A 23,941-nucleotide genomic window follows, 5' to 3' on the forward strand; every position below is an offset into this window, starting at 1 on the left:
TCGACGACGCGAAGTTGCCGCCGCCGATACCTGCAGTGGCCGCTACCAACATGAATGTGGTGTACGACGCACCGGGATGCATCATCAGGTACAGGGCGAGAAGTATGGGTACGAACAGGAACAGCGCACTCAACACCGTCCAGTTGCGACCGCCGAAACGAGCGGTGGCCACCGTGTACGGGATACGAAGAATCGAACCCACCAGAGTGGGAACCGCGACCAGGAAGAACTTTCCGGCCGCGTCGATCCCGTAGATGTCGGTGGGCATGAACAGCACTATCACGGACCAGATCGACCAGATCGAGAAGCCGACGTGTTCGGCAACGACCGACCAGATCAGGTTCCGCTTCGCGATGTCCTTGCCGCCGGATTCCCAGGCGTCTACGTCCTCGGCATCCCAATGCTCGATGTAATGACTCACCAGGGCCTCCTGAAATTTCTTAGGGCTGCCGTGAGCTCACTCTTGTGGCATCTGGACGCACTCGACAGCCCGGCCACCCCTCTGTCGGCGATACCCGCATCGAGGTTCGATCACTAGCTGCTCTCACCGCAACGGACTGAATCTCGTTGTCCTTGACCAATTTTCGTTCCGACCACCGTCGCTTCATGATGACGGCAAAACTCACACGCGCGTGATTTCCGATGACCGTTGGTGGTGGTGTTGTCGGGCTTCTTCGAGGAACATCGTGTAATGCAGTTCGGTGATCGACTCGACGCGCCAGGTGACTAGGCAGGCGAACGGAGCGATGATTTCAGTGAGTTCTTTGAGGGTATCTGTCTCGAACACCACATACCCGCTGATACCTGACGCAAAGGTGTACCACCCTCGAATCTTCGACGGAGCGTTGCTACCTGCGTCGTGTTGCCGCAGAAATCGTTCGGTCAACTGAGCCGGGCTGATCCGATCATGTGCCTCGTATCGGCAATGCCACCACATACGGGACTCCTTCCAGTGCAAGGTGTGAATGAATTGGTCTCTCTGGCAATGAGAATGTGTCAGTACCCTGCCAGCAGCCATTGCAGGCGTAGCAAGTCTTCACCGGAACCGTTACAGACAACTCTGTGAAACGGCACGGCACGGCGACCCCACAACAAGAGCACCCGAGCTGCTGGATCACATTCGATCAGGGCCTCGCCCATCGGTGGAACCGCCTGGAAGGCCGGAACACCCCCGATCACTCTGATCTCGAGGTCAGGTTGACCAGTCGCGCGGACACGCGCAGTCAAACTCCGGCCGCGGCCTGCTCCTGACGCGAATCCTCGCGCGGTCATGGGGGCTGCCCCGATGAACGAGAGAACATGTTCGAAAAGTTCTTGCTGCGAGAGCAGGGTCATGCTTTCGTCGTCATCGCCCGTGACGTCCCATCGGTGTACGGCGCATTCGTTGCGACTGTGCTTGAGGAACCCGTCGGCTCGGACCATACGACTGGTCCACATGAGGGTGGCATCAGGTTCCCGTTCGATCAATTCGGACATACTCGAACGTAGCTGGGATTCGTTCCTGTCCACAGCGGCAATCAGATCGGGTGAGGACAGATTGCGAAATTCTGGTTCCCGTTCTTCGAACATTCGACTGCGGGTCAACGGCTTTCCAGCGAGATAGGCGTCGACGTGTCGCGTCATCTCCTTGTAACTTCCGGCCATGTGAGAGCCGATCAAATGAACGGTTCGGCCGGGACAAGCCGTGAGCGCAGTCGGCTCAGAGGAGTCGAGAGTGGCGATGAAGGAGGAGACTTCGCGGGGACGAGTGATCATGATCCGGTTGGTGAGAGTAGTCAACACGAAACCTTTCTGTCGTGGTCAGACGCGACGGAGAAACGAGCGGCATTCCTTGCGGATACATCTGGTTTGTCGTGAGAATTCAATGTTCTTCTGTGCATCCGGATCTTGTCGAAGTGCTTGTCGATACTGTTCGTAGGCTGCGAGTGACGGGAAGTTGATCAAGGCCAGGCCATGGGTAGTGGCACCTTCGTGAGGAACGTAATATCCGGTCAAGTCTCCTCCGCACCGTTCGATGATGGTCGGCCATGCCTGGGCGTATCTAGTGAATTCCTGGATCTGAAAGGGGTCGATGTCGTATTCGATGACGCATGTGATCATGTGCGGACCTTTCCTTGTCCTGTCTGGTTGTACGAGGTGGTGAGCGTGGTAGGTGTTCGAACGAAACGAATGGCAATGAGCATTCCGAGGAATTCGGCACCGGCACCGACGGCTAATGCGATACGAACAGCATTCGACTCCGCTGTATCGGCGATCGAGCTCGAAAAAACTGTCAGCAGCGCTCCTTGGACTGCAACGCCGAGGGTCGCACCGATCATGCGGGCGGTATTTGCGACGCCCGACGCGATTCCTGCAGAGTCCAGAGGTACTGCGGAAACGGCGAGTGCCATCACCGGTCCCGTATTGAGGGCCAATCCTGTGCCGGCAAGAACAAAGGCGATTTCGAGCACTACGGCGGGTGCCGACGGCCCTACAGCGGCGAACAAGAAAATCCCCAGGCCCATCAGAAACGTGCCGCCCACCATCGGTGTTCGTGGCCCCGTTCGTGTTGCGATCCTTCCAGCCACGGATGATAACAAGATGAACGCCGCAGGTAGCGGCATCAAATAGGCGCCGGCTTGGAGAACACTCACCCCCCGCACCGACGTGAAGGCAATGGGAACGACCATGAACAGCCCGAACATCCCGAAGGTCATGCAGGCCGCGACTGCACTCGCCACCGGAAGTTGCCCGCGGCGAAGCAACCCTAGCGGCAGCATCGGGTCGGTGTGACGCTGTTCGTGGAACACGAAACCGACGGCACCCGCAACTGCCAGAGCGCCGATCACGAGAGTCGGCACTACTCCACCCATCCAGGGGCCGTTGACTATGACGTAGGTTGTTGCGGCGAGCGTTCCGATGATCAAACCTTGTCCCACCGGATCGAGTGCTCTCGGGCGTTCGCTCCTGGATTCGGCAATGAATCGGCCCGTAAGCCACAGTCCCAGAACACCTATCGGAAAATTGATCCAGAACAGTGTTCTCCAGCTGAAGAGGTCCACTATTGCTGCACCGATACTCGGGCCGGCGGCAAGTCCGACACCACCGACGATCGACCAGGCCGCCATAGCACGATTCCGGGCTGAACCTGCCGGGAATGAGGCGGCCAGAATCGTCAGAGATTGCGGCAGCAGAAGCCCAGCTCCAACGCCTTGAACGACTCGGCTTGCTATCAGAATGTTGATGTCCGGAGAGGCCGCGCACGCGATCGAGCCGGCAGTGAAAAGCAAGATTCCGGCGCGAAAGAGTCTCCGACGACCATACCGATCGCCCAGAGTTCCACCGGTGATGAGTAATGCGGCAAACGCGATGTTGTAGGCGTCCACGACCCATTGGAGTTGATGCAGCTGAGCTCCGAAACTGGCACTGACCGAAGGCAATGCGAAGTTGACCGCAGTCGTATCGAACATCACCAGCAGAAATCCCATGCAGGTAGCAATCAACGTCATGGTCGGTTTACCGTCAGGTTCGACTGTCGAGGAAGTCACGAGACCACCTCCGCTGCCGCGTCAACCCACAACTGATTTCCGGACAGACCACCTGATTCTACGAATTGTGTAGAAGTACAGAGCTTTTCGATAGCAAGTCCTGGTTCGTACAAGAGTGCCGATCGAGGAAGTGATCTCACCTGGATTCCGCCGTCGAATACCGTCACAGAACCGAGCACAGACCCGATCTGCTGCACTGGCAGGAGAGAAACGGTTCTGTCCGCCACCGCTTGTGCACCGTCGTACAGTTCGATATCGGGTCGCAAGGCCGTTCGTATCTGTTTCGAGACGAGGCTGTAGTGCGTGCACCCGAGCACCACCGCAGTGCAATCGTCGGGGGTTAGCGCTACAGCCGCATCTATCGCAACGCTGATCCGGCTTCTGCTACCGATTTCCACTGCTGACGCCAGCGTTTCGCTCGCGACCGGTACCGCTTGCGCTTGACTGGCAAAAGTGTCGATCAAATCCTGCTGCACTGCACTCCCAACTGTGGCCGGTGTAGCCCAGATCGCGAACTTCGCATGACGAGCGGATGCTGGTTTGATCGCCGGGACTGTCCCGACGACCGGAATTGGACCCGTAGCCGCCCGAGCCTCCACCAGCGCATGGGCAGATGCCGTATTGCACGGCAACACGATGATCTCTGCTCCGTCACGGAGCGCGAATTCCACAGTCCGCAGCACCCTGGCACGAATCCATGCTGGATCTTTCGTCCCCCACGGTGCGTCCGCGGAATCGATCCACAGACGCAATTCTGCGTCCGGACGTAGCTGGTGGATGCGATGAGCCGTATCCAACAAACCCAATCCGGAATCGATGAGCGCGATCACCGGCCGGTGTCGTTGCCCCGCAGCGTTCCGGGCTTCCCGGCGCCTGTCGTTTCCAGCTCCAGCGGCGAACTGCACTCTGATCCCGTCCACAGAACAACTCTCGACGGTCGAGACACATAAGTGCTCTGTAACGCTCGCCGAATGTATCAATTCCAGCTGCCGACAGTAACGAGGCCAAGCGATTCCGTCGACACTTCTTCCGAGTTTGCCGGTGACACCGTCAACGGCAAGAGCGCTCTTGGTCAGAATATCGAGAGCACGTCGCGAGCTGTCCGGCCTGATCGACCGGGTGATGTCGGCAGCCCGCACCCTGCCCTGCGCCGTCAGCGCGATTGCACTGACAAGTGCGGCTGCACCCCAGTTGGACACACCAGAGATTAGTAGGTCGTCACACGTGGTGACACAACGAATACGGTGGCCGTGTTCAACATGCTGGGCAACGTCAGTGGCCGGGAGATTTCCCATGCCGATTTCGTTTCCGCCGTCACCGATTGCGATCCGCCGCCATGTTCCTGACGAATAGATACGGTCGAGCGGCGCACAGTGCGCAGTGATGTCATCGCCCCTCATATTGTAGACACGACCATCCTGGGCGGGACCTGATCGTTCGATGGAAATCATGTGGGTTACATGGTGATTCGGCCTGGAGTAGTAACGAAGGATCTGTTGTTCCCACTCACGAAATGTCCCCTCGGCAGCCTGTGTCGGCGGAGCATCGACATCCACACGAACATGCATCGCTGTCGCCACGGATTCGATTGCACGACAGCAGTTGCTGTCGGTCAGTATTCTCGCAGATCCGCCCAACGCTTGTATCGCCGAGACCAGTTGGATTGCACCGATCGGCCCATCGGTCTCAGGACGTGGCGGACTTGCGGATTGCACAAAAAACCCTGTCAGTACAACAACATTCAGATAGTCCGCCTCCACGAGGTCTCGAGCTACACGTTCGAGGTTTCCCTTCGCGTGCGGCGCCAATTGGCGCATGCCTCGCTCGATGTTCGAGAGCATGAGGTGTTCGAGCCGTGTGTCCACAGGGTTTTCCCAACTTGGATTCCGGATGAGAATGGAGCATCACTTAGTCCGTCGAGGTCAGAGCGCCGCGGCATCGAACATCAAACATACGAGCGCCATTCGGAGCGGCACTCCGTAGGCCGCCTGCTGCCAGTAGCCGTTGTACCGTGAGTCGTCGAGGCTGCGATCCAATTCCGGTCCACGCGGCAACGGGTGTAGGACGGAAACTCTGCGCCCGGTATAGGAAGTGTCGAGCATTCGTCGATCGAGTATGACCTGTTGTGGTTGGCGCGCATCTTCGCCGACAGTGGGCGAAGAGTAGATCACATCGACTCGGTCGAGAACATCGGAGTAGTGATCGATTTGCATGATCTTGAGACTCGGATACATTTCCGCGGTCATACCTGCGTGTTTCATCGACGTTCGAGGAAGAAAAATGGTGCAGTCGTACAGTCTCAACGCCGACAACAACGAGTGCACACAACGCATACCGAGATCATTGACGACGAGAATATTCAGTCCGTCTATCGAACCGAATGCAGCACGCAGGGTGAAGAGATCGACCATTGTCTGGGTCGGGTGCTCGCCGTCGCCGTCACCGGCGTTGATGATGAGTGCATCTCCGGTCACTTCCTCGGATGCCCTAGCAGTCCAACCAGTCTGCATGTGCCGGACCACGACGACATCCGAATACAGCGATGCCATCTGCAGTATGTCCACGTGATTTTCTTGCGTGCGACCACCGGACCGGGTTGTGTCGGCGTCCGCGAAGCCCGACACCGACCCGCCGAGTCTGAGCATGGCAGTTTCATGCGCAAGACGTGTTCGGGTACTCCGCTCGAAGAACGCCGACAACATGACACGATTCGTCAAGCGGGGAGCATGAAGGGGTCGTTCGATCATCAACTCGGTTGTGCGATATAGCAATTCGAGGTCGTTTCTGGTGAACTGCGACATAGACAACACGTGTGAGTGGCGAAACCCATTGGAGACATGCGGACCGAGGTCGATTGCTGTACTGGCGTTCGCGGCCGTAACCGTCATGGGTCTACCACCACTGTCCGTGGATCATTTCGGCTTCCCAAGTTCGGGAGTCGACCATCGCGTACCCAGGAGATTCCGGGAACGTCTTCGTATTGCCCAACTCCTCGATGCCGGTGATTCCGAACATCAGTCGTTCCAGCAACAATCCTTGGGCCATAGGAGGGGCGCCGGGAATAATAGGGCATGTCGCGTTGTCGACGAGCCATTTCTCCTGCATTTCCGCACACGGCCACTCCTGCCACCGCGGAATGAGGCGCGCCAACAACGCACGCCTGGTATCTCGATCGAATTCAGGTTGGTCCGGCACGCCGAGCACCTCTTCGATCGGCATGGAGTCCTTGGTCCACTTCCAAAGAAATGTCCGGTTGCCGTAGACGTGCGCGGTCATCATGAATTGGCATCGATCGGAACGCCGAAATGCTCGGTGCAACGCATATCGTGCCTGCACTTCGTAGGGTTCAATTTCGTCGAGAATGAAATCGCACCCTTCTACGAAAGCGTCAGCGGTATCGTCCGTAATTCCGTCCGTGAATACATCAATTCGGACATCCGGCGTCATGTCGTGAACGATGTTCGCGACGGTGTCGGACTTGCTTTCTCCCACTGTATGGAAGCCTGCGCCGAGCTGCCGGTTGATGTTGGAGTATTCGAAAGTGTCCAAGTCCGCAATTCGTAGATGCCCCACACCGAGGCGCGCGAGTCGGTCGACCATGCTGCCTCCGATCCCGCCGCAACCTGCAACTCCAACTACACTGTCGCGCAACATCTCTTGACGCTTCCGCGCCTCGATGTCGGTATCCCCGAGCCAACCCAGGTTTCTGTCGACTCGCAGCCAGTAGGTGTCGTCGTCGTAGCTTGATTCGAGCGTGCGAAATTGAGGATCTGACATGGCGGATGGCCTCTCACGTTACGGTTGAATGGTCACGAATGTGCTGGCGAACAGAAAATAGTGAGGACTGAAGTCAAGGTTCACAGTGCTCGCAAATTGCAGCTTCGGACAACAGCGACTCTAAGTGCAAAGGTGACGGCAGTCTATTATCGGTTCAGTCGTCATTCTTACTGGGTAGGTCCCAACCCTGTTGTATGTCGAAATAATCGACATTTCGGGCTATAATTCTTGAATTATTTCCTGAATCGTCGTCAAGAAATTGACAACGGCAGCACTCGCATTGTCGGTGCGCCATGCAACGGCGAGCGGAATCGAAGCGGGAGTCTTGATGGACAGTGGAATGTACCGGAGATCGTCGAGATGCAGGTGACGTGCCGCGTTCGGCACCAACGACACTCCGTATCCAGCCGCGACCAGGCAGGAGACGGTATAGCTCTCCCGTGCGTACTGGGCGGCTATCGGTGTGAATCCTGCTTGGGCGCAGATGGATTGGACAGATTCAGTGAGCGCTCCACTGGCCTCGTACAGCACGAAAGGATCGTCCGCAAGGTCGACTAGATCTATCTCGTCAGCCTGGGCGAGACGATGAGTCGCCGGTAGCATAGCCACGAGAGGTTCGGTGAATACGATCTCGGTCTCGACACCCGGCACTCTCGAGAAAGGCCTGACGAACCCGACATCCAGATTCCCGTCCCGAATGGACGCCATCTGTGTGCCAGAAAGCATGTCTCCGTGCAATCGAAGTTCCACATCGGGATACTTGGCTCGGTAGAGCCGTGCCACTTTCGGTAGCAACTCGTATGTCGACGATCCGGCAAATCCTACTGCGAGACTTCCGGCATGACCGGAGTGTTGCCGTGACGCGGCCATCACTGCAGTATCTATTCCGCTAAGTATCTTCCGGGCGTGATCGAGTAGGACAACTCCTCCGTCCGTCAGGCTGACATGCCGGGTCGAACGCTCGAACAGCGGAAACCCAACTTCAGATTCGAGCTGTTTGATCTGTTGACTCAGAGGAGGACTTGCTATGTGGAGTCGCTCCGCCGCTCTACCGAAATGCAATTCCTCTGCTACAGCGACGAAGTAGCGCAAGTGACGGAGTTCCATGTCGTGCTGTCCCCTCAGATTGGTCGCTTCACGGCCTCAGGGATTTCCGCTCACGTCGAGGTTATGCCTGCAGCAACCGTGCTGTCGAGAAACTGATGTAATGCCTGGTTGAACGCCCCGGGTTGTTCCATACTCGGCGTGTGACCGGCATGAGCGACGATGTGGAGCTGGGCCTCACAGATACTCGCCGCAAGATCCGCAGCGAGAACGCCGCGATCGAAACTGTCCTCACTCCCTGCGATGACCAGGGCCGGAACGGCGAGTGCGGTTGCGGTCGCGGTGTAGTCGCGTCGCTGCGCTCGTCCGCGCAGAGCCGCAGCGGCGCCGGCTGGATGCGCATTTACCATCATCCTGCGTGCGTGGTTGGCAACGCCGGGGAGTTCTCGGACAGTTCGCGGGCTGAGGACGTGAGGAAGGAATTCTTCCGAATAGGCGTCCGTGCCTTCTCGTTCGAGGCGGTCGGCCAGGGCGAAACGGGAGGAGATGACGGCATCGGTGTCGAGGTGCGCGAAGGTATCGGACAAGATCAGGGCATTGATTCGGCCAGGGTGCGCATCGGCGAAATCGAGCGCGACTTGACCGCCCATCGAATACCCGACCAGTGTCACCTGGGCTACCTGTAGGGCGTCGAGGACCGCAAGCAAGCCCACCGTGTGCGCCTCGACTGGGGTCGTATCCGATAACGCTGTGCTCTCACCGAAACCGAGGAGATCGACACAGACTGTCCGGTAGCCATGATCGGTGAAATAGCGAACCTGAGGTGTCCACATCGATTTGTCGAAGAGGAAACCGTGGACGAACATGATTACTGGACCCTGCCCGGTATCGGTGTATCCAATAGAGCCGGACGGGGTGTTCAGTTGAGGCATCGTTCCTCCGAAACTGTTAGGGCTGTGGACAAGTCAATGTGCGCCGAGATAACCCCACAACAGTACAGATGCACTGTAGATCACCCCGACAACGAGCATCATGATAACCAGATAGCCCATGATGTCCTTCAGCTTCAGGCGAGAGATGGCCAGCACAGGGAGAATCCAAAATGGTTGAATGAGATCATTCCATGCATTTCCGAGTTGGACAGCCATCGCATTTTGTGGAATCGAAGATCCGAGAGCATGCGCTGCATCGATCATGAAGGGCCCCTGGATAACCCAATGACCCCCCGCAGATGGAGCGAAGAAGTTGATCACGAACGAGGAAAGCATACCCAAAAACGGGAGTGACTGTGGATCTGCGATGCCGGTGAACCATCCGGAGACCGTGAGTACAAGGCCAGTACCGGACATGATGGCCATGATCCCTGCATAGAAAGGGAACTGGAGAATGATGCCCACCACCGTGCGAATTCCGGAGGTGAGAGTGGTGACATATGCCGCCGGCGTCCTCAAGAGAAGGATACCCAGAAACAAGACTATGAAATTCACCATGTTGATGTCGAGCGTCCGTCCGTCGACGAAACTTATGGCGACATAGGAGAATCCGAGAGCTGAGATCGAATAACTGACGAACTTACTGTGATTGAGACGTTCCGCAAACGTGGTCGGCTCAGCGTCGTCCGCGACTGTCTCGGGCTCTTCGGCTTCTCCTGGAGTGGACTGATCAAGTTCGATGACTGCATCCCCTCTGGGATGCAGCGCGGCATTGAGGACCGGGAGAATAATCAAAACCGCTAGAGCAGTCAGGATCATCGGAATCGAGAATATGGTCTCTCGCAGAGGAACGAGACCGATTTGTTTCGACAGCGGATGATCAGGGGTGGATATCGCAATGGGAATACTTGCCGACAACCCGAGTCCATATAGTGTGAACCCGCTGTATGCTGCAGCGATGATCAGCGGGAAGTGCACTCCGCGGACCTCGGTGGCCAGTTTGCGCGCGATAATTCCTCCGATAACCAGCCCGAATCCCCAATTGACGTAACTTCCCAGCGCACCGACGAGTGTTGCCGTGATGATCGCTGTTTGAGGCCGGTCGATGCGTGAGACCAGTCGATCAAGCGCACGATCTACGATCGGGGCCCGGGCAAGTACGTACCCGGTTGCAAGTATGACGGCCATTTGGGTGGTGAAGGCCAAGAGCGCCCAGAAACCGTCACCCCAAGCCCGAACGATCTGAACGGGAGAGGCGTGTTCGATCCCGAGTGCGAGCCCCGCAGTTAGGAGGGTCAAAGCGATGACCAGCACAAACGGGTCGGGTAGATAACTACGCATTAAGACAGTGAAGAAGCGCTGAAGTGCAACGATCGGCGATTTTTTGGACTGCCCCGTGGCCGGGTGGGGATCCTTGTGTGAGCTGTCAGTAGTTGTATTCATCGGTCCTGTTTCGGGAAGGGGAGTAGCGCAAGGTGATCGGCGGCGTTGAACGTCGGGTGACCTTCAGGGTGTGATGACATCGGGGAGAAATGATTTGAAATTGAAATAGGCCTTACGCCACCGTATGATGCGAACCTCGGTGAAGAGACTGCCCATCGAGAATGGATCTGCCTGGATGAACTCCTCGGCTTCCTTACGGCAATCTGTGTCGACTATGTAGATTCCACCACTTGCCTGAATCCCGTCATCGCTGAGTTTTGCGCCACTTGCAAGTAATAGATGGCGGTGCTGTTCCAGATAGACCAGGTGCTCGGGACGCATTCGAATGCGAATATCGTGCGAATTAGGTTTATCCAGCGTCTCAATGAAATAGGGCATAGCTCATTGCTCTCTCTGGTCATGGTTGGCATCCAGGTCGTTTATGGACGGTTCGTGTGGTGGGTAGTACAACCTCTCCCCTGTCCGGGAAGTGGTATCCGAAACTAATCAGCGTCTTCTGTAGAAGTTGAGCTTGCTCGTATCAAGAACACCGCTCAAGCCTGGGCCGTCGGGAACACGAAACTTTCCGTCGTGCACTTCGAGAGGCTCCATGGCCAAATCATCGGCGAGAAGCAGCGGTCCGATCAACTGACATCCCCAATGCAGAGATGGAAATGTCGAGAATACCCGCAAAAGTGCAGCAGCTCCGACGCTACTCTCGATCATGGTGCCACCGAAGACCGTCAGTCCCGAGGAATGAGCAATGTTCGCGATCTGCTGGGCTGCGACGATACTTCCACTCTTGCATACCTTCACCGAGACCGCTGATGCTGCCTTGCTGTCGGAGATCTGCGCAACGTCCTCAACAGTGACTGCAGACTCGTCCGCCATGACTGGTAAGACTCCGCTCTCTGTCAGTCGCCGTAATGCTCGCAGGTCAGTCGCCGCCACTGGCTGCTCGATGACGGCGACCCCGAAATCCGCCAGGCGCATCATCGCTTCTCTCGCAGTCAGCTCATCCCACGATTGATTGGCGTCCACCCGAATGCTGAAACCGGGACCTAATGACGCGCATATCCGTTTGATACGAACTAGATCAACGTCGACGGACTCTCGGCCGGCCTTGATGAGGAAGTTTCGAATGCCGTGCGCACTCGCCATCCGCTCAGCTTCCGCCAAGTCGGAAGAGTATGCACCCGTTGCCAATACCCACGTGAACTCGACTTCTTTGCGGAGTGGGGTACCGATTACACGTTGAGCTGAAAGTCCGTTTCTGCGGCACAAGAGATCCTGCATCGCCATGTCGATTGCCGCGGACGCGTACCTGCTCAGTTTGTGAATAGGTGAGGGTGCGGCGGCTGAAAGTCCAAATGTCATGGGATCGAGGCCCACGAGCGCGACTTCTGACACCTCGTTGATGTCGTGGCAAATACTCTCGACCGATTCGTCGCCATATCCGCCGATCACACCAACTTCGCCAACGCCGATCGCTCCGTCGCTGTCACGGACCTGCACGACAACCGACGTGTGCTTGGTCACGGTGGCCATTGCCATGCGATGAGGACGTACTGTCGGGATTCGCACGGCGACTGCCTCGACTGCCTCGATTTTCATTCGAAAGCCCCCGATCAAGGTTCTTCCATCTGCCAGCAGATGTGACGTGTCGCACATCGTGTGATGGAGCCTAACTTGGACCGTTATGACTCGTCCACGACATGAAATATTCGCACTATGACTTGATACGTTGCAATCGGATATGGGGTACTTGGACTTTCATCCCCAGTCAATCAGTGGGTTCCGCTGGCATCGAACAACAATCAATTTTGCGGGGTGCACATGACAGCCACGACAAGGCCATCTTGGGTCGACGACGACTTGTTTCCGTTCGAAAGCCGATTCGTCGACATCGACGGAAACACCGTCCACTACGTCAATGCGGGATCCGGACCCACATTACTTCTGCTGCACGGCAATCCGACCTGGTCGTTCCTCTGGCGTGAGGCGATCAGTGCACTCCGTTCCGGCTTTCGTTGCATCGCCCTCGACTATCCGGGCCTCTCGACCCCGAAGCCCGGCTACTACTATTTTCCCGAGGAGCACGCCGATGTCGTCACCGGATTCGTCGACGCACTCGGTCTCGACGACGTGACGCTGGTCGGCCAGGACTGGGGCGGGCCGATCGGACTGGCCGCAGCCCAACGGCGACCGTGTGTTTTCGATCGACTGGTACTCGCCAACTAGCAAGACTGAATCGCACTGGGTTTGGTGGAGACTTTGATGTACCCCGAGTTTCGTGGAGTCGTCATATTTGACTTCAGGCTTCGGGTTGACGTGTGAAGTGTACGTTCTCGAACTCGATCGGTGTCAGCATCCCGAGGGCACTGTGCCGGCGTTGGCGATTGTGGAAGATCTCGAGGTACTCGAACATGGCGTTGGCCAATTCGATCCTCGTTTTCCATCGTTTCCGATTCAAAAGTTCGGTTTGCATTCTGCCCCAGAAAGATTCGATCACGTCGTTGTCATAGCAATCGCCGATCGATCCCATCGACGGGACCAGCCCTGAGTCGTGCGCCCGGCGGGTGAATGCCCAGGACGTGAACTGCACGCCGTGGTCCGAGTGAATGAGTGTGCCGGGTGTCGGGCCTCGATTGGAAATGGCCATTCCCAGAGCGTTTGTCACCAACGTCGCCGTCTGCGAGCTGTCGATAGAGCACCCGACGACTCGCCTCGAAAACGTATCCAGGACAACAGCGCAGTAAATTTTACTTTCGCGCGTGGGATGTTCGGTGATGTCCGTGACCCACAGCTTGTTCGGCTCGTCGCGGGTGAATTTACGGTCGACGAGATCGCTTGCGGTTGGGGTCTGATGCTTCGAACGTGCACGTTTGTTTCCCGGAAGTCCTTTCACACCAGCGGCTCTCATCAACATTTCGATGCAGCCGTGTCCCACGGCAATGCCGTGGCCAAGGGTGAGTTCGGCGTGGACACGGCGTGCACCGTAGGTGCCATGCGAGGCGGTATGCACCTCGGTGATCAGCTGCGTCAACCAGGCATGTCGCAATGGGCGTTCCGAGGGTGGGCGATTGCGCCACTCGTAGAAACCGGACTCCGACACTTCCAGAATCCGACACGAAGTCTGTACCGGTAGTCCTTCCTTGGCCATCACTTCGATCGCTTCGAACCGCCTTTTAGGCCGCCACCGACTTCAGCAGCTCCGTGGAGCGTGTGACGATGGCAAGCTCGGTCTCCAACTCGGCGATACGACGACGGGCGGCGGCGAGCTCGGCGCTTTCGATCGAGCTCAGCCCCGGCCTCTGTCCGGTATCGATGGGCTCCTGGTTACGCCAGGTGTAGATCGTCTGCTCGGTGACATCGAGACCTGCGGCGACCTCGGCGATCGTGCGTCCTGACTTCAACAAATCGAGGACTTTCCGGCGAAACTCGGGCGGATAACGTCGCGGCATCGTGAACCTCTCTCGGGTGCATCAATGCCTGAAGTAAAACAAACGAACTCCGGAAAACTCGGGATACATCAAAGTCTCCACCGAACCCAGTGCGATTCAGTTCGCGATGCTGGCGCCATTGGTAGGCGGCGCCGAGTGATGGATTGGTATCCGGATTTTCGTCGAGTGTGCCGATCGGTCCAGTACGGGAGTAGAGAGTGGATACGGCTCGGCAGGCTGTGTTTCAGCGTTTCGGCGGCGGTCGGTAAGTAGTTTGTAGGGCGTTTGTGTGATGTCGAGGGGTGGTGATCATAAGTACGTGGGTGTTTCGGTGTCTGTCCGGAGGGGTTTTGAGTCGAGTCGTTCGTGATTGATCGGTCTGTCGCGGCCCGAATTTTTCGGTTCCGGAGAAGCCTGGACCCAGGCCATGCCGGTCGCCCTGCAGTGCACTTCACATAGACTTCCGAACACGTTCCGAATATGGTGGTGGTATGGCCCCGACCGCGACCCGCACCACACGCCGCTCCTCCGACCTGAGCAAACATTCGGCCGAGGTGTTCGCCGAGGCCGAGGACCACCCCGTCACCGTCACCCGCCGCGACGGCGAAGATCTCGTGCTCATGACACAGCGCGAAGCGGACAGCCGCGCCCGGCTCCTCGAGTTCGCGGCGCAGCTGATCGGGGTGGCCGTCGACGACGACGGACCCCTCGATGGACGGATGTCGCGGGCATTCCCCTGGATGCTGGCGCTTTCCCCGAAGGATCGTGCCGTCTGCGCTCGAGACCTGGTCGACGCCGCACGCGCGTCGTTCGCGACCGACCAGCCGCATCTGGTGCTTGCGGAGCTGACGTCGTGGCGTGAAACGGCGACCGCGATCGCTGCCGGCCTCGGTCAGGCCGACCTCGAATGGCTGGACACTTCAGAAGACGACACGATGGTGGAGCGTCCGTAGCGGTGGCAGGAAAACGCGGCGAGCTCGTACCTCGACCGACGAAGAAGACCGAGTACGAGATCCGCTTTGCGACCAACAATGCACGCAAAGGTTGGCGGGACCTCACTGCGGTGATCCGCAACCCGTTGGCGGAGGCCTGGGATTTCCTGACGCGTACCCCGCTGGTGGTGGATCCGAAGAACTACCCGCTACGCGGGGACCTCGGCGTCGTCACTCGCGACGGCGTGAGCCATCAGCGGTGGCAGCACAAACCTACTCAGCAGGGTGATGCCCGCATTTGGTTCTATGTCGAGGGGCGCACGGTGCACGTGGAGCAGGTGCACACCAACCATCCGAACGAGACGAAATAGGGAACCGTGCGCGGTGAGGCCCCCGAACGCATGCTTGGGTTGTAAGGATCATCGCCACCGCTGGTTGGTGCCTCTCCGCCGGACCGAGGCCGCTTGGGTAGTTGACTACAGCCCACCCTGATTGATTTATCTCCCGAGTGGCCCCATTGGTTGGTGATCTTGTTGGCGATGTTGAGCGGTTAATCGAAGCGGAAGCCGAAGAGTCCGCCGGCGTCTGTTTCGTCGGTTAGACGTGTGTCGAGGATGTAGGGGTCTGCGTCGAAGGCGCCGTCGCTTTGAAGTTCCACGGTGGCAAGGAAGTCCGAGTTGAGGGTCACGATGTACTGGAAGTTGTGCTGTTCGGCGAGTCGGGCTCCGATGTTGAGGCACGATGCGACTTGGCGGCCGTCGATTGCGTCGAAGAGGTGGCTGTCGTGTACGAGTATCCGAGGTGCACGGCCTGCTTTGATTGCGGCGATTGCGCACACGATGTCGAGTATGAAGGTCTCTACGCTGCGGACGCCTACGCTCGCGTCGCCTGATATGCGGGGTTCGACGCCTAAGAGTCCTTTGGGTGTCGGCGAAATCAGAAGTGATGCCTCACGGTCGGTGTAGATCTCTGCGCCGAGTTCGCCGAATAGGGAGATCGATTCAACGAGGCTGTCATTTCGCTCGTTCAGTTCGGTTCGGACCGAGGCGACGAGTTCTGCGGTTCGCAGTTTGATGGTGTCGCTGATGGTGCTGATTGAGTTCGCGGCTTCCAGTCGTCGTTCCAGGTCTGCGACGTCGGATTCCTTCTTCGCAAGATCGCGCTGGATGCTCAGAAAGGTGTCGAGTGCGACGGTTTCGTTGAGGAGAAGCATGATCTGGGATCGCTGGTTGTCGAGGCTGCTGCGTTCGGAGTGGATGGCTTCGAGTCGGGCGCGGATGCTGTTGAGTTCTTGTTCCAGGAATGATCGGCGGTTGCGGACCACGGATTCGTGGAATGCTCTGACCTCGTCGTAGCGCCGGCTGACGGTGTTCGGTAGGACGAGTCCGATCTCGGCGTAGACGCGAGAGAGTTTCGCTGTCAGTTCGTCCTGCTCGGATGTCTCGACTTCGTCGGCTATTGCTTCGTCGATCTCCCGTGACCTTCGTAGTAGAGCGAGGGCTTCGTCGTTGAGTTTCTGGATCGAGGCGCTGAGCTTGTCCGCTTCTTGTTGGTGATCGGCGTATTGTTCATCGACTTTGAACCCGCGTAGATCCCCCTGTGCGCGGTCGCGGTGGCGGCGGGCTGTCGCGAGTTGTGCGCGGATCGCGGATTCGTCGAGTGAGAGGTGGGTGATTGCGCCTTCACGGACTGCTGCGCGGATGGCTTTGCCTTGTTTGGTGAGGCGATCGACATCGCCTGCCTTGCCCAAGATTTCTGGTGAGAGTCCCAGCATGAAGCCGATCTTCACGCCTGATTCCCAGTCGGCCTCGGATTGGTGGCCCTTGATGGGGTTGTTGAAGAATGTTCGGATCAGTTGACTCCAGAGCTGACCGGCTGTTGGTCGGGTTGCGTCGGATGGTATCCGAAAGATGTTGTGGGAGAGTAATTCGCGCCATTCGTCGACGTGAAGGTCCGTTGAGTTTCCGGTAATCGACCAACCGGAGACTTGAACGCGGGTCGTCGGTGAGACGGCGCGTGTGACAGTAACTTCGTCGTCTCGGTCGCCATCTTTTGCGGGAAGCGCGAGGGTGGCGGTGAATGTGTGGTCGGAGAGTTCGGATGCTTTGAATTCTGGCGGTAGGTCGCCGCCGAGGAGGTACCTCAGGATCTTGATAACGCTGGTTTTGCCGATGCTGTTTCGACTGTCGCCTTGCTGGGATGTGTCGGTGCGTTCGGCGACGAGGATGTTCAGGCCCTCGCGAAACCGCAGAGTCTTGAATCTTGGGTCAGAGGAGGTGAGGCGGCTAAGAAACATGTGTGCGCCTGAGGAAGCCTTCATCGGATGTGTCCACGAGTCTCATTGCGTAGAGGGCGGCCAGTGCGAGTGTGAACCAATCGAATGTGATGCGTTGGGTTCGATGGGACGAATGTTCGTGAATGCTGAACCGTTCCCAGAGGGCCGAGACCGACATCGGATCGCGGAGTTCTTCGAGGATCTTGGAACCGACTGTCATGAGGGCGCGGTCCGATGACACCCCTTTAGTGGGTAAAAGCATTGGGTGTCTCCACTTCTGGGCCGTCTTCGTTGGTGGGTGGCATCTCGAATATGTGGCAGGAATCGAAGAAGTACGAAACGACTGCGAACGCCGCGTTGGCGCGCTTTCCATCCATCCTGAAGTTAGTTCCGGCTACCGACACATACAGTCGTTCAAGAACTTCGGCTGGTACTGCCGTCACCGCATGGGCGTCCTGGTACATCGACCGAAATTTCTCGCCATGAACGTCACACAGACCTGGGTCGGACAACTCTTCATACCAACGGTCAATACGAGGAGCCAGCAACCGGCCTGCGTTGAACTCGAGACGGCTCGCGTCGGGGAGCTCGTTGAAGTCCATCTTGCCCGCGGGGACGGCCAGTACACGTGCGCCGGTTTCCACAATCACGGTGTTGGAGTCGAGCGCGTCAAGTAGGGGCAACAAGTCAGAAAGTTCCACGTTCTCTGCCCCGGGCGCCCCAGGGAACAGCGCGTTGAGGACAGCGACATCGAGGGTTCCAACCACTTCCACCCAGAGTTTCTCGGTGCTAACGAGCCGGATTGTCAGTGGGCGCTCAGCGGACGGACCGTGACTTTGTTGGAGACCGGTGAGGGCTTTCAAGGACTCTGGACCTACTGGTGCGTTCGTAACGAATTTCCATGTGTGGAAGCTGTCCCACTGAGAGAGCCCCCGTGCGAAGTCTGAATTGATCTTGGCAGCGAGTTCGCGCTCTGCGCTGCGGGCCGGTCGTTGGCCGTAGCAGGCATAGAAGATGGTGCCTGAGTCCGCCAGCCCGTCGCACCCGCCATCGCCGAGTGTTCCTGACGGAGCGGGGTTCACGTAGTCGTCGTGGAAGCGATCCAGCACCTTCGAGGCATAGTCCTCGAATGCTGTGCCCGACTTGAAACACTCCTGTTGATGGCGGAAGTGGTACCAGTCTCGCCAGTTCGCCGTCAGCAGCATCTGTTAGCCCGTCGTGGTCTGCGTCGACCACGGTCGTGGTCTCTCGCAGAAAAGACTATCGCTCATCAACTCGGCGATTCTCTGTCCCGTTAACAGGCGTGGCGTCAGCATGAGTGGGGATGGGAAGTCGTAGGGGTTTTGTGGGTGGGTACTGGGGGGCGGAATGTGGGTGTGACGCGATTCGATGAGACTTGGCATCGCGTGTTGGGGTGGATGGCTGGGCAGACTCTCTCGGAACGGTTGGCGGCATTGGTTCGCGATGAGGAGGGGGGTACACGAGTATCGATCCTTCGCATCCGCTCAGGGGACGTGATGGGGGTGCGGATGCGCTGATCGAGCGGAATGGTGGGGGGTGATCATGTGCCGCTGCCGGCGGCGGCGAGTGGGTAGGGGTTTCGCTACGGGCGAGGTTCGCGAAGGGGGCGGTAGGGAGTTGTGACAGCAGGCATTCCACGCAGCACGAATATTTCCGGTGCCAGTATCCTGGCGCGCCAGAGCTGAGGGCTCACTCAGTAGCGGAGAAGCAGACGGTCGAATCGCGTTTCTCGGAGGCGCCAGCACTGCGATTGATGATTTGATGGTTGCTGTTCGCTGAAGCTCTATTGAGGGGGAATCTGTCGTGTCGTGGTTTGGTCGTCGTTCTCAGGATTTGTCGTCGCTGCCGTCTGGTGCGGTGGATGGTAGGGCTGATTTGATCACCGTTTCCTCCACTGCGGAGGCTGCGGCGGAGGCGATCAAAGAGCGTGATCGCCGGATTGTGCTGGCGGTGGCAAAGGCTGGGTTGCATGGGAACTCGACGGTGGAGGAGATCGCGGAGGCGTCGGGGTTGACTGCGAGGGTTGTGCGGGAAATTGGGGCCGGCGAGCCTCATCCCGCGGTCATTCGTCGTGCGGTCAGTGAGGTTGACGAGTTGATTGCTGAGGACGATCACCGCGGTGATCGTGTTCTCGCTCTTGCGGATGTGGCTCCGCACGCGCAGTGGTGGGATTCGGAGTTCGCGTTTTTCGAGGATGACGTGCGTCGGCGATCTCGGTTTATTCAGGTCCAGCCTGATGTCTACGATGTGGACCCGGCTGTGGGATGGGAGATCAACTATGCGGCTGGTACCGGCGAGGTGTATGCCCGAGAGTTGATTAATCGGCCACTCTCGCAGGCGGTTCGCGGTGTGAGTGTGCGGGACGAGACGAATATGCGTGACGGCGATCAGGTCGGCAGATGTGTGTTGTTGGGGCGGTTGCCCACGGCGGAGTTTGTCGCGGCAACACTGCATGCTCCTGCTCAAGTTGTTGCCCGTCGACAGGGCGGTTTGGCGTGGATGTACGGGCGGATCAATCTCATGAATCGGATCTTGCGTGCTGGTTTTCGTTCGGCGACAGGGTTCGGGGACTACGCGGATCCCCGTGGTGGTTTTGTTCGTGCGTGGACCTATCTCGACGAGGTGTTTCCCGACGAGGCGACTCTGATCCCCCCGGGTTTGAGGAACAGTGAAGGGTGACAAGCCGGGATTTCGGTGTTGAACTCGGTTAGTTGGTACGAGATTTGGTGATGGTTGACGGAGCCAACAGGTCTACTTCTGGATGACCGAGAGATTCCATGACGGAGGGTCTTCTTTGGGCTGCGGAGCAGCTCATGACGCGCCCGGTTCGTGCGACTTCACCGGCTGTAGGTGAGGAGCAGTGCCATTCGCCGTTCTGTTTGTGGGCGGCGTTTCCTTCTGCGGGTAGGTCGCTGGTGCGGCGGTGTTCGGGTTTAAGGGCTTCGGGTTGCGGGTTTCCGCGACGGACGGGTTTGTTGGCTTCGGGCCTCGGCGGTCGAGGGTTGCGTATCTCGGCTTGGTGGAGGACGTTCCGTATGTGAATGGTGGCGAGGTTGCGGATCTGTATGCGGCGGCGGTTGTTTCGGATTCTGCGGTGATCGATACCTCGGTGGAGCGTTGTTTTTGGGCGGACAGTGCGCGGGATCGAGGTGAGTTGGATCGTGCTGTTGGTTCGGCCAAGCGGGCTATCGGAGAGAGTGCGCCGGCGAGGGTGGCCGACGTCGACGGTTCGCCCTACAAGCTCTTTTATTTCTGAGTCGTTGTTTTTGCTCTGTTAGTTGGGGAGGTTCGGGAGGTTCGGCGCGAGATGGGGGAGAACATTGGTGGATAACTGTGGTGTTAGTCGGTGTGTGAGTGGGAGATCAGCAGTGCGCTGAACCCGAGCCCGAGCCTGTGGGGGTGGGTCTCTGATCATCCTTACGCGACGATGCAGGAAGGGCACGTATTCCACTGTGTTCAGGCGAAACCTATGCGCTGCAGACCTATCCAAGGACACCACGTTGATGCGTATATCGGCTTTTCGCGTGGCGCTACAGCGTGGAACTACGGGAATCTTGCCTGACGTTCACCCAGCGAAGAAGGGCAATCATGACCAATCCGAACCGACTTGCCGAAGGCCGACCGGTCCGGCAAGGCCTTGCGATAGGCACGACCCTGGTGGCGGCGGCGTTGCTGCTCGTCGCGGGAATCGTGGCACTGCTACAAGGGATTGCGGCTCTCGCAGAGAACAATGTGTTCGTCGCGGGCATCAACTACACGTACCGCTTCGATCTGACGACGTGGGGTTGGATTCATATCGTCCTCGGCACCATCGCGGTGGTGGTTTCGTTGGGCTTGCTCGGCGGGATGGTGTGGGCACGGGGTATGGCATTCGTGATTGCAGCTCTCTCGATCGTCGCAAATTTCCTGTGGATGCTGTACTACCCGGTGTGGGCGATTGTCATCATCGCCCTCGATGTCGCAGTCATCTGGGCCGTGGCAACGTGGAGACCTGAAGTGGACTGATTGTCAATTCGTCAGTCGTACAAGTAAATTTCACGCAGTCGAGAGAATGCCCGGGAGCGGCGCTGCGTGAACCTGCCCACTCGCTTTCAGCTCGATCCGGTGTAACGGCTGAGTATCGGGTGCTCCGGCCCGGACGAGCTCGGACCAGGATTCCGGCACTCCGTTCCACATCCTCATCGACCGCTGGATATGTTGCTGCGCAACCGCACCAGTTCGACGCGTTCGTCATTGCCGAGCGCATCGGTCTGATCGACCGTTCGCCACAGGTACGTACAACACACCGACTCCACCATTGGCCGTTGGATAACGATTATCCGGGTCCATTTCACATCTGACCAGATTGGTTCGAAACCGAATCCGACATACTAGCCCGGGCGGCGTTCGGCACGTCCTAATTCCGTTGCGAGAGCTTCCAGCAGCCGCAACTGCGACCCCGACAGCCCGATCGCCGACGTCAACAGCTTCTTCAAACCGGATTCAGGTAAACCATCCACGAGGGCAGCGTCATGATCCACAGACTGAACCCGGTCCCGCTCATCGGACCAGCGGGTAGCGAAAAAGTAGTCCCGTGGCACCTCGAAATACGCCGCCAACGCTGACACCATCGTGGCAGACGGATTACTTCTCGCCCCAGAACGCAACTGTGAGACATACACTTTCGAAATCTGGCAACCGGCAACACGCAGCGCATCCGCCACCTTCCGGTTCGTCAGATGCCGATCAGCGAACAACTCGTCGAGACGATCCCTCAAGAACTCACGGCCACCATCGGCCCCGACATCATCGATATCCACAACGCTCCTTCACGCCGAACACTCGCCGCCACACACACCGACAACAAGACACGGTTACAGATCCGAATACAGCCTGAACCCTCCACAACGCGCGCGCACTGGCCAGATGGCCCTGGACACATACCTGCATTCCCATGTCGACCCGCCGACCCGGAAACAAGAATCTGCGGTGATCACCGACGCCGATACCAGGAAAACCGTTCGAATACACGGTGCCTTCTCGATCGAGTAAACAAGTAAACGATCCCCCGCGAGAGTACCCCTCGCCTTAATGAACGAATACGGCTTCACCGATCCGAGTGGCACTCCGGCGTACACCCCTGTACAACCGGAGTGCGTTTCACAGCGACGGAGACCAGAACTCGCGTGCGAGTAGCGCGAGCCAAGTTCCGCCGCCAGCAGTGACAACCAAACGAGGGAGTCTGGGCGTCGTCACTGGGCACGTCGGAATGCCGAGAACAACTTACATCGCTGCCCTGACTCCAATTCGCACGGGTCGACCACATACTAAGAGAAACGGACTTATCGCCTTGATGTTTCGCGGTTTCATCACACCGAACCGAACGTCATCGACCGCCGAAGCTCCAGCCTTCACACTCACGGCATCGACACTGCATGCGAACTCACTCACACACTCCGCCGCGTGCGTGAACAGGATCCAGGCACATAACGCGCCCGTTCGGCATCACCTTTCACTGCCACCGGAAACGCTGCATGCCCAGGGAAATGCGCAATCGCGACAAATCGTGAAACATCAAGGGCGATAAGTCATTTTACGAAAACAGACGTCAATCGCAGACAGCGCACAGAGATTGCGGCCGTGTATATTTGTTCTCGACGCCTATGGTGTCCGGCGACAACGAACCCCCTCCACCCGGTGGTGTCGCCGCGTGGCGGCGGAGGCCGGCTCGCACCCCAACCCGCGAAACTCCGCCTCCGTGAAAACACGTGCTCCGGCGTACTCTTCCGTGGGGGGTGTACGCCGGAGCGCGCGCAGCACAGACCATTGCGGCACAGGCCATTTCAGCGACGGGGACGGAACTCCGCTAGGGCCAGTGGCGACTCGTCGACGATGCAGTAACGCTGAGGAGCTGGATCAGTCACTACCGTTCGGAAGATCTACCCGAGCCGTCACATCATGGTGAATGACTGGCACCCGGAAACGGGGCCTTCTTTGTCAAACATTTGTAGTACTGCCAACTGTTATGGAGTGAGTCGGTTTGATACGTGACCTGTGGTGCTAACCCCGGGTGTTGTGCGGGGCCGGCGGGGTGTTCGGGTACGGGTGGTGCTGGGTCGGGTGGGGGTGGTGTGGGGCTCATTTTTAGGTGTTTTTGAATGTTGTTGTGTGGCAGTGGGTTTCGGTATTCGGTTGGTGTTAGGTTGGTTTCGTGGGTTGTGCACGGTGGCGTTTTTGTTGACGTCGAATGTTGTTGTGGTGATTAGGGTTTCGGTGTTTGATGTTTTCGGTTTGTTTTGCGGTTTGGTGGGTGGGGGTGTACGATTGGGAGCATGATGACGAGGCAGTGGACGGGAGACGGAGCGCTTTCCGTGACCCCCTCCCCAGCCTCGTTCGGGTGTCGGGTACCGGTTCAGACGTTTCGATGAATTCGATTGGTGAGAAACAAGATTCGGAATTCAGAGGAGCGAAGCGACTCGATCGACGGCAACGGCACTCGACTCACTGCGAGCTGCGCAGCGGCTCCCTGGCGGGGAGCGACGCGACTCGCTCCGTCTCCCGACGCGAAGCGTCGGGAGGAGCGCCGCGG

Annotated in this window: 22 protein-coding genes and 4 pseudogenes; 6 read left to right on the top strand and 20 right to left on the bottom strand. The window is 58.1% G+C overall.

The features are described 5' to 3' along the window. The 15 genes and pseudogenes from ACKAMS_RS32835 to ACKAMS_RS32905 all read right to left on the bottom strand — a co-directional run. Window positions 1–424 (bottom strand): annotated as a pseudogene (locus tag ACKAMS_RS32835) (MFS transporter); the annotation flags it as partial. Between the two features lie 198 nt (window positions 425–622). Further along, window positions 623–937, bottom strand: a complete 315-nt coding sequence (locus tag ACKAMS_RS32840) for a DUF3303 family protein (RefSeq protein WP_372581681.1) — start codon at window positions 935–937, stop codon at window positions 623–625. Window positions 938–996: 59 nt separating this feature from the next. Further along, the gene (locus tag ACKAMS_RS32845; protein ID WP_372581680.1) at window positions 997–1,779 is read right to left on the bottom strand and encodes a maleylpyruvate isomerase N-terminal domain-containing protein; all 783 of its coding nucleotides are present in this window, start codon (window positions 1,777–1,779) and stop codon (window positions 997–999) included. Window positions 1,780–1,800: 21 nt separating this feature from the next. Beyond that, window positions 1,801–2,100 (bottom strand): NIPSNAP family protein, encoded by a 300-nt coding sequence (locus ACKAMS_RS32850; protein WP_372581679.1) that lies wholly within the window; start codon window positions 2,098–2,100, stop codon window positions 1,801–1,803. Further along, window positions 2,097–3,527 (bottom strand): MFS transporter, encoded by a 1,431-nt coding sequence (locus tag ACKAMS_RS32855; RefSeq protein ID WP_372581678.1) that lies wholly within the window; start codon window positions 3,525–3,527, stop codon window positions 2,097–2,099. Before ACKAMS_RS32855 ends, ACKAMS_RS32850 begins: the two co-directional genes overlap by 4 nt. Further along, window positions 3,524–4,447 (bottom strand): glutamate racemase, encoded by a 924-nt coding sequence (locus ACKAMS_RS32860; protein ID WP_372581686.1) that lies wholly within the window; start codon window positions 4,445–4,447, stop codon window positions 3,524–3,526. Before ACKAMS_RS32860 ends, ACKAMS_RS32855 begins: the two co-directional genes overlap by 4 nt. Before the next feature lie 90 nt (window positions 4,448–4,537). Further along, window positions 4,538–5,368: pseudogene (locus ACKAMS_RS32865) on the bottom strand (glutamate cyclase domain-containing protein); the annotation flags it as partial. Window positions 5,369–5,449: 81 nt separating this feature from the next. Beyond that, window positions 5,450–6,415, bottom strand: coding sequence for an aspartate carbamoyltransferase (locus ACKAMS_RS32870; protein ID WP_408990064.1), 966 nt, complete (start codon window positions 6,413–6,415; stop codon window positions 5,450–5,452). 4 nt (window positions 6,416–6,419) lie between these two features. Then, window positions 6,420–7,304 carry a ThiF family adenylyltransferase gene (locus ACKAMS_RS32875; protein ID WP_372581676.1) on the bottom strand — a complete coding sequence of 295 codons (885 nt, stop codon included), beginning with the start codon at window positions 7,302–7,304 and terminating at the stop codon, window positions 6,420–6,422. Window positions 7,305–7,523: 219 nt separating this feature from the next. Next, window positions 7,524–8,174, bottom strand: coding sequence for a LysR family substrate-binding domain-containing protein (locus ACKAMS_RS32880; protein WP_372581685.1), 651 nt, complete (start codon window positions 8,172–8,174; stop codon window positions 7,524–7,526). 66 nt (window positions 8,175–8,240) lie between these two features. Continuing rightward, window positions 8,241–8,411, bottom strand: a pseudogene (locus ACKAMS_RS32885) (LysR family transcriptional regulator); the annotation flags it as partial. Window positions 8,412–8,461: 50 nt separating this feature from the next. Continuing rightward, complete coding sequence (locus ACKAMS_RS32890; RefSeq protein WP_372581675.1) at window positions 8,462–9,280, bottom strand: alpha/beta fold hydrolase; 819 nt, start codon at window positions 9,278–9,280, stop codon at window positions 8,462–8,464. 33 nt (window positions 9,281–9,313) lie between these two features. Next, window positions 9,314–10,723, bottom strand: a complete 1,410-nt coding sequence (locus ACKAMS_RS32895) for a short-chain fatty acid transporter (RefSeq protein WP_408990065.1) — start codon at window positions 10,721–10,723, stop codon at window positions 9,314–9,316. 63 nt (window positions 10,724–10,786) lie between these two features. Continuing rightward, the gene (locus ACKAMS_RS32900) at window positions 10,787–11,101 is read right to left on the bottom strand and encodes a YciI family protein (RefSeq protein WP_372581707.1); all 315 of its coding nucleotides are present in this window, start codon (window positions 11,099–11,101) and stop codon (window positions 10,787–10,789) included. Between the two features lie 108 nt (window positions 11,102–11,209). Continuing rightward, window positions 11,210–12,316 (bottom strand): enolase C-terminal domain-like protein, encoded by a 1,107-nt coding sequence (locus tag ACKAMS_RS32905; RefSeq protein ID WP_372581706.1) that lies wholly within the window; start codon window positions 12,314–12,316, stop codon window positions 11,210–11,212. 222 nt (window positions 12,317–12,538) lie between these two features. Between ACKAMS_RS32905 and ACKAMS_RS32910 the strand changes: the two genes are divergently transcribed. After that, window positions 12,539–12,943 carry an alpha/beta fold hydrolase gene (locus ACKAMS_RS32910; protein WP_372581705.1) on the top strand — a complete coding sequence of 135 codons (405 nt, stop codon included), beginning with the start codon at window positions 12,539–12,541 and terminating at the stop codon, window positions 12,941–12,943. Window positions 12,944–13,016: 73 nt separating this feature from the next. Here the strand turns inward: ACKAMS_RS32910 and ACKAMS_RS32915 are convergent. Continuing rightward, window positions 13,017–14,166 (bottom strand): annotated as a pseudogene (locus ACKAMS_RS32915) (IS3 family transposase). A 470-nt stretch (window positions 14,167–14,636) separates the two neighbouring features. Between ACKAMS_RS32915 and ACKAMS_RS32920 the strand changes: the two are divergent. Then, a complete protein-coding gene (locus ACKAMS_RS32920) occupies window positions 14,637–15,098 on the top strand; it encodes a prevent-host-death protein (RefSeq protein ID WP_372581715.1) in 462 nt (153 codons plus the stop codon). Between the two features lie 2 nt (window positions 15,099–15,100). Then, window positions 15,101–15,448 carry a hypothetical protein gene (locus ACKAMS_RS32925; protein ID WP_003944211.1) on the top strand — a complete coding sequence of 116 codons (348 nt, stop codon included), beginning with the start codon at window positions 15,101–15,103 and terminating at the stop codon, window positions 15,446–15,448. 179 nt (window positions 15,449–15,627) lie between these two features. Here ACKAMS_RS32925 and ACKAMS_RS32930 read toward each other — a convergent pair whose 3' ends face one another. The 3 genes from ACKAMS_RS32930 to ACKAMS_RS32940 are packed head-to-tail and all read right to left on the bottom strand — an operon-like array spanning window position 15,628 to window position 18,557. Beyond that, on the bottom strand, window positions 15,628–17,373 hold the full coding sequence (locus ACKAMS_RS32930; RefSeq protein ID WP_408990066.1) for an ABC-three component system protein: 1,746 nt from the start codon (window positions 17,371–17,373) through the stop codon (window positions 15,628–15,630). Then, a complete protein-coding gene (locus tag ACKAMS_RS32935) occupies window positions 17,363–17,614 on the bottom strand; it encodes an ABC-three component system middle component 6 (RefSeq protein ID WP_408990067.1) in 252 nt (83 codons plus the stop codon). Before ACKAMS_RS32935 ends, ACKAMS_RS32930 begins: the two co-directional genes overlap by 11 nt. Next, window positions 17,598–18,557, bottom strand: coding sequence for an ABC-three component system protein (locus tag ACKAMS_RS32940; protein WP_408990068.1), 960 nt, complete (start codon window positions 18,555–18,557; stop codon window positions 17,598–17,600). The genes ACKAMS_RS32935 and ACKAMS_RS32940 overlap by 17 nt, the downstream gene beginning before the upstream one ends. Window positions 18,558–19,248: 691 nt before the next feature. Here ACKAMS_RS32940 and ACKAMS_RS32945 point away from each other — a divergent pair. The 3 genes from ACKAMS_RS32945 (at window position 19,249) to ACKAMS_RS32955 (ending at window position 21,378) form a co-directional block, all read left to right on the top strand. Beyond that, a complete protein-coding gene (locus tag ACKAMS_RS32945; protein ID WP_408990069.1) occupies window positions 19,249–20,052 on the top strand; it encodes a hypothetical protein in 804 nt (267 codons plus the stop codon). A 340-nt stretch (window positions 20,053–20,392) separates the two neighbouring features. Continuing rightward, window positions 20,393–20,629 carry a hypothetical protein gene (locus ACKAMS_RS32950; RefSeq protein WP_408990070.1) on the top strand — a complete coding sequence of 79 codons (237 nt, stop codon included), beginning with the start codon at window positions 20,393–20,395 and terminating at the stop codon, window positions 20,627–20,629. Window positions 20,630–20,961: 332 nt separating this feature from the next. Beyond that, entirely contained in the window at window positions 20,962–21,378 is a 417-nt protein-coding gene (locus tag ACKAMS_RS32955; protein ID WP_408990071.1) for a hypothetical protein, read from the top strand. A 365-nt stretch (window positions 21,379–21,743) separates the two neighbouring features. Here ACKAMS_RS32955 and ACKAMS_RS32960 read toward each other — a convergent pair whose 3' ends face one another. After that, window positions 21,744–22,172 carry a helix-turn-helix domain-containing protein gene (locus ACKAMS_RS32960; RefSeq protein WP_408990072.1) on the bottom strand — a complete coding sequence of 143 codons (429 nt, stop codon included), beginning with the start codon at window positions 22,170–22,172 and terminating at the stop codon, window positions 21,744–21,746. Window positions 22,173–23,941: the final 1,769 nt, after the last annotated feature.

The organism is Rhodococcus sp. 5A-K4 (assembly GCF_046097995.1).
Lineage (GTDB): Bacteria > Actinomycetota > Actinomycetes > Mycobacteriales > Mycobacteriaceae > Rhodococcus_F > Rhodococcus_F erythropolis.

Coding starts and splice junctions, on each gene's coding strand:
- ACKAMS_RS32890 (WP_372581675.1), bottom strand. CDS start 9,280: ATGCCTCAACTGAACACCCCGTCCGGCTCTATTGGATACACCGATACC.
- ACKAMS_RS32880 (WP_372581685.1), bottom strand. CDS start 8,174: ATGGCCGCGTCACGGCAACACTCCGGTCATGCCGGAAGTCTCGCAGTA.
- ACKAMS_RS32850 (WP_372581679.1), bottom strand. CDS start 2,100: ATGATCACATGCGTCATCGAATACGACATCGACCCCTTTCAGATCCAG.
- ACKAMS_RS32875 (WP_372581676.1), bottom strand. CDS start 7,304: ATGTCAGATCCTCAATTTCGCACGCTCGAATCAAGCTACGACGACGAC.
- ACKAMS_RS32895 (WP_408990065.1), bottom strand. CDS start 10,723: ATGAATACAACTACTGACAGCTCACACAAGGATCCCCACCCGGCCACG.
- ACKAMS_RS32955 (WP_408990071.1), top strand. CDS start 20,962: ATGACCAATCCGAACCGACTTGCCGAAGGCCGACCGGTCCGGCAAGGC.
- ACKAMS_RS32870 (WP_408990064.1), bottom strand. CDS start 6,415: ATGACGGTTACGGCCGCGAACGCCAGTACAGCAATCGACCTCGGTCCG.
- ACKAMS_RS32940 (WP_408990068.1), bottom strand. CDS start 18,557: ATGCTGCTGACGGCGAACTGGCGAGACTGGTACCACTTCCGCCATCAA.
- ACKAMS_RS32905 (WP_372581706.1), bottom strand. CDS start 12,316: ATGAAAATCGAGGCAGTCGAGGCAGTCGCCGTGCGAATCCCGACAGTA.
- ACKAMS_RS32930 (WP_408990066.1), bottom strand. CDS start 17,373: ATGTTTCTTAGCCGCCTCACCTCCTCTGACCCAAGATTCAAGACTCTG.
- ACKAMS_RS32920 (WP_372581715.1), top strand. CDS start 14,637: ATGGCCCCGACCGCGACCCGCACCACACGCCGCTCCTCCGACCTGAGC.
- ACKAMS_RS32910 (WP_372581705.1), top strand. CDS start 12,539: ATGACAGCCACGACAAGGCCATCTTGGGTCGACGACGACTTGTTTCCG.
- ACKAMS_RS32840 (WP_372581681.1), bottom strand. CDS start 937: ATGTGGTGGCATTGCCGATACGAGGCACATGATCGGATCAGCCCGGCT.
- ACKAMS_RS32935 (WP_408990067.1), bottom strand. CDS start 17,614: ATGCTTTTACCCACTAAAGGGGTGTCATCGGACCGCGCCCTCATGACA.
- ACKAMS_RS32900 (WP_372581707.1), bottom strand. CDS start 11,101: ATGCCCTATTTCATTGAGACGCTGGATAAACCTAATTCGCACGATATT.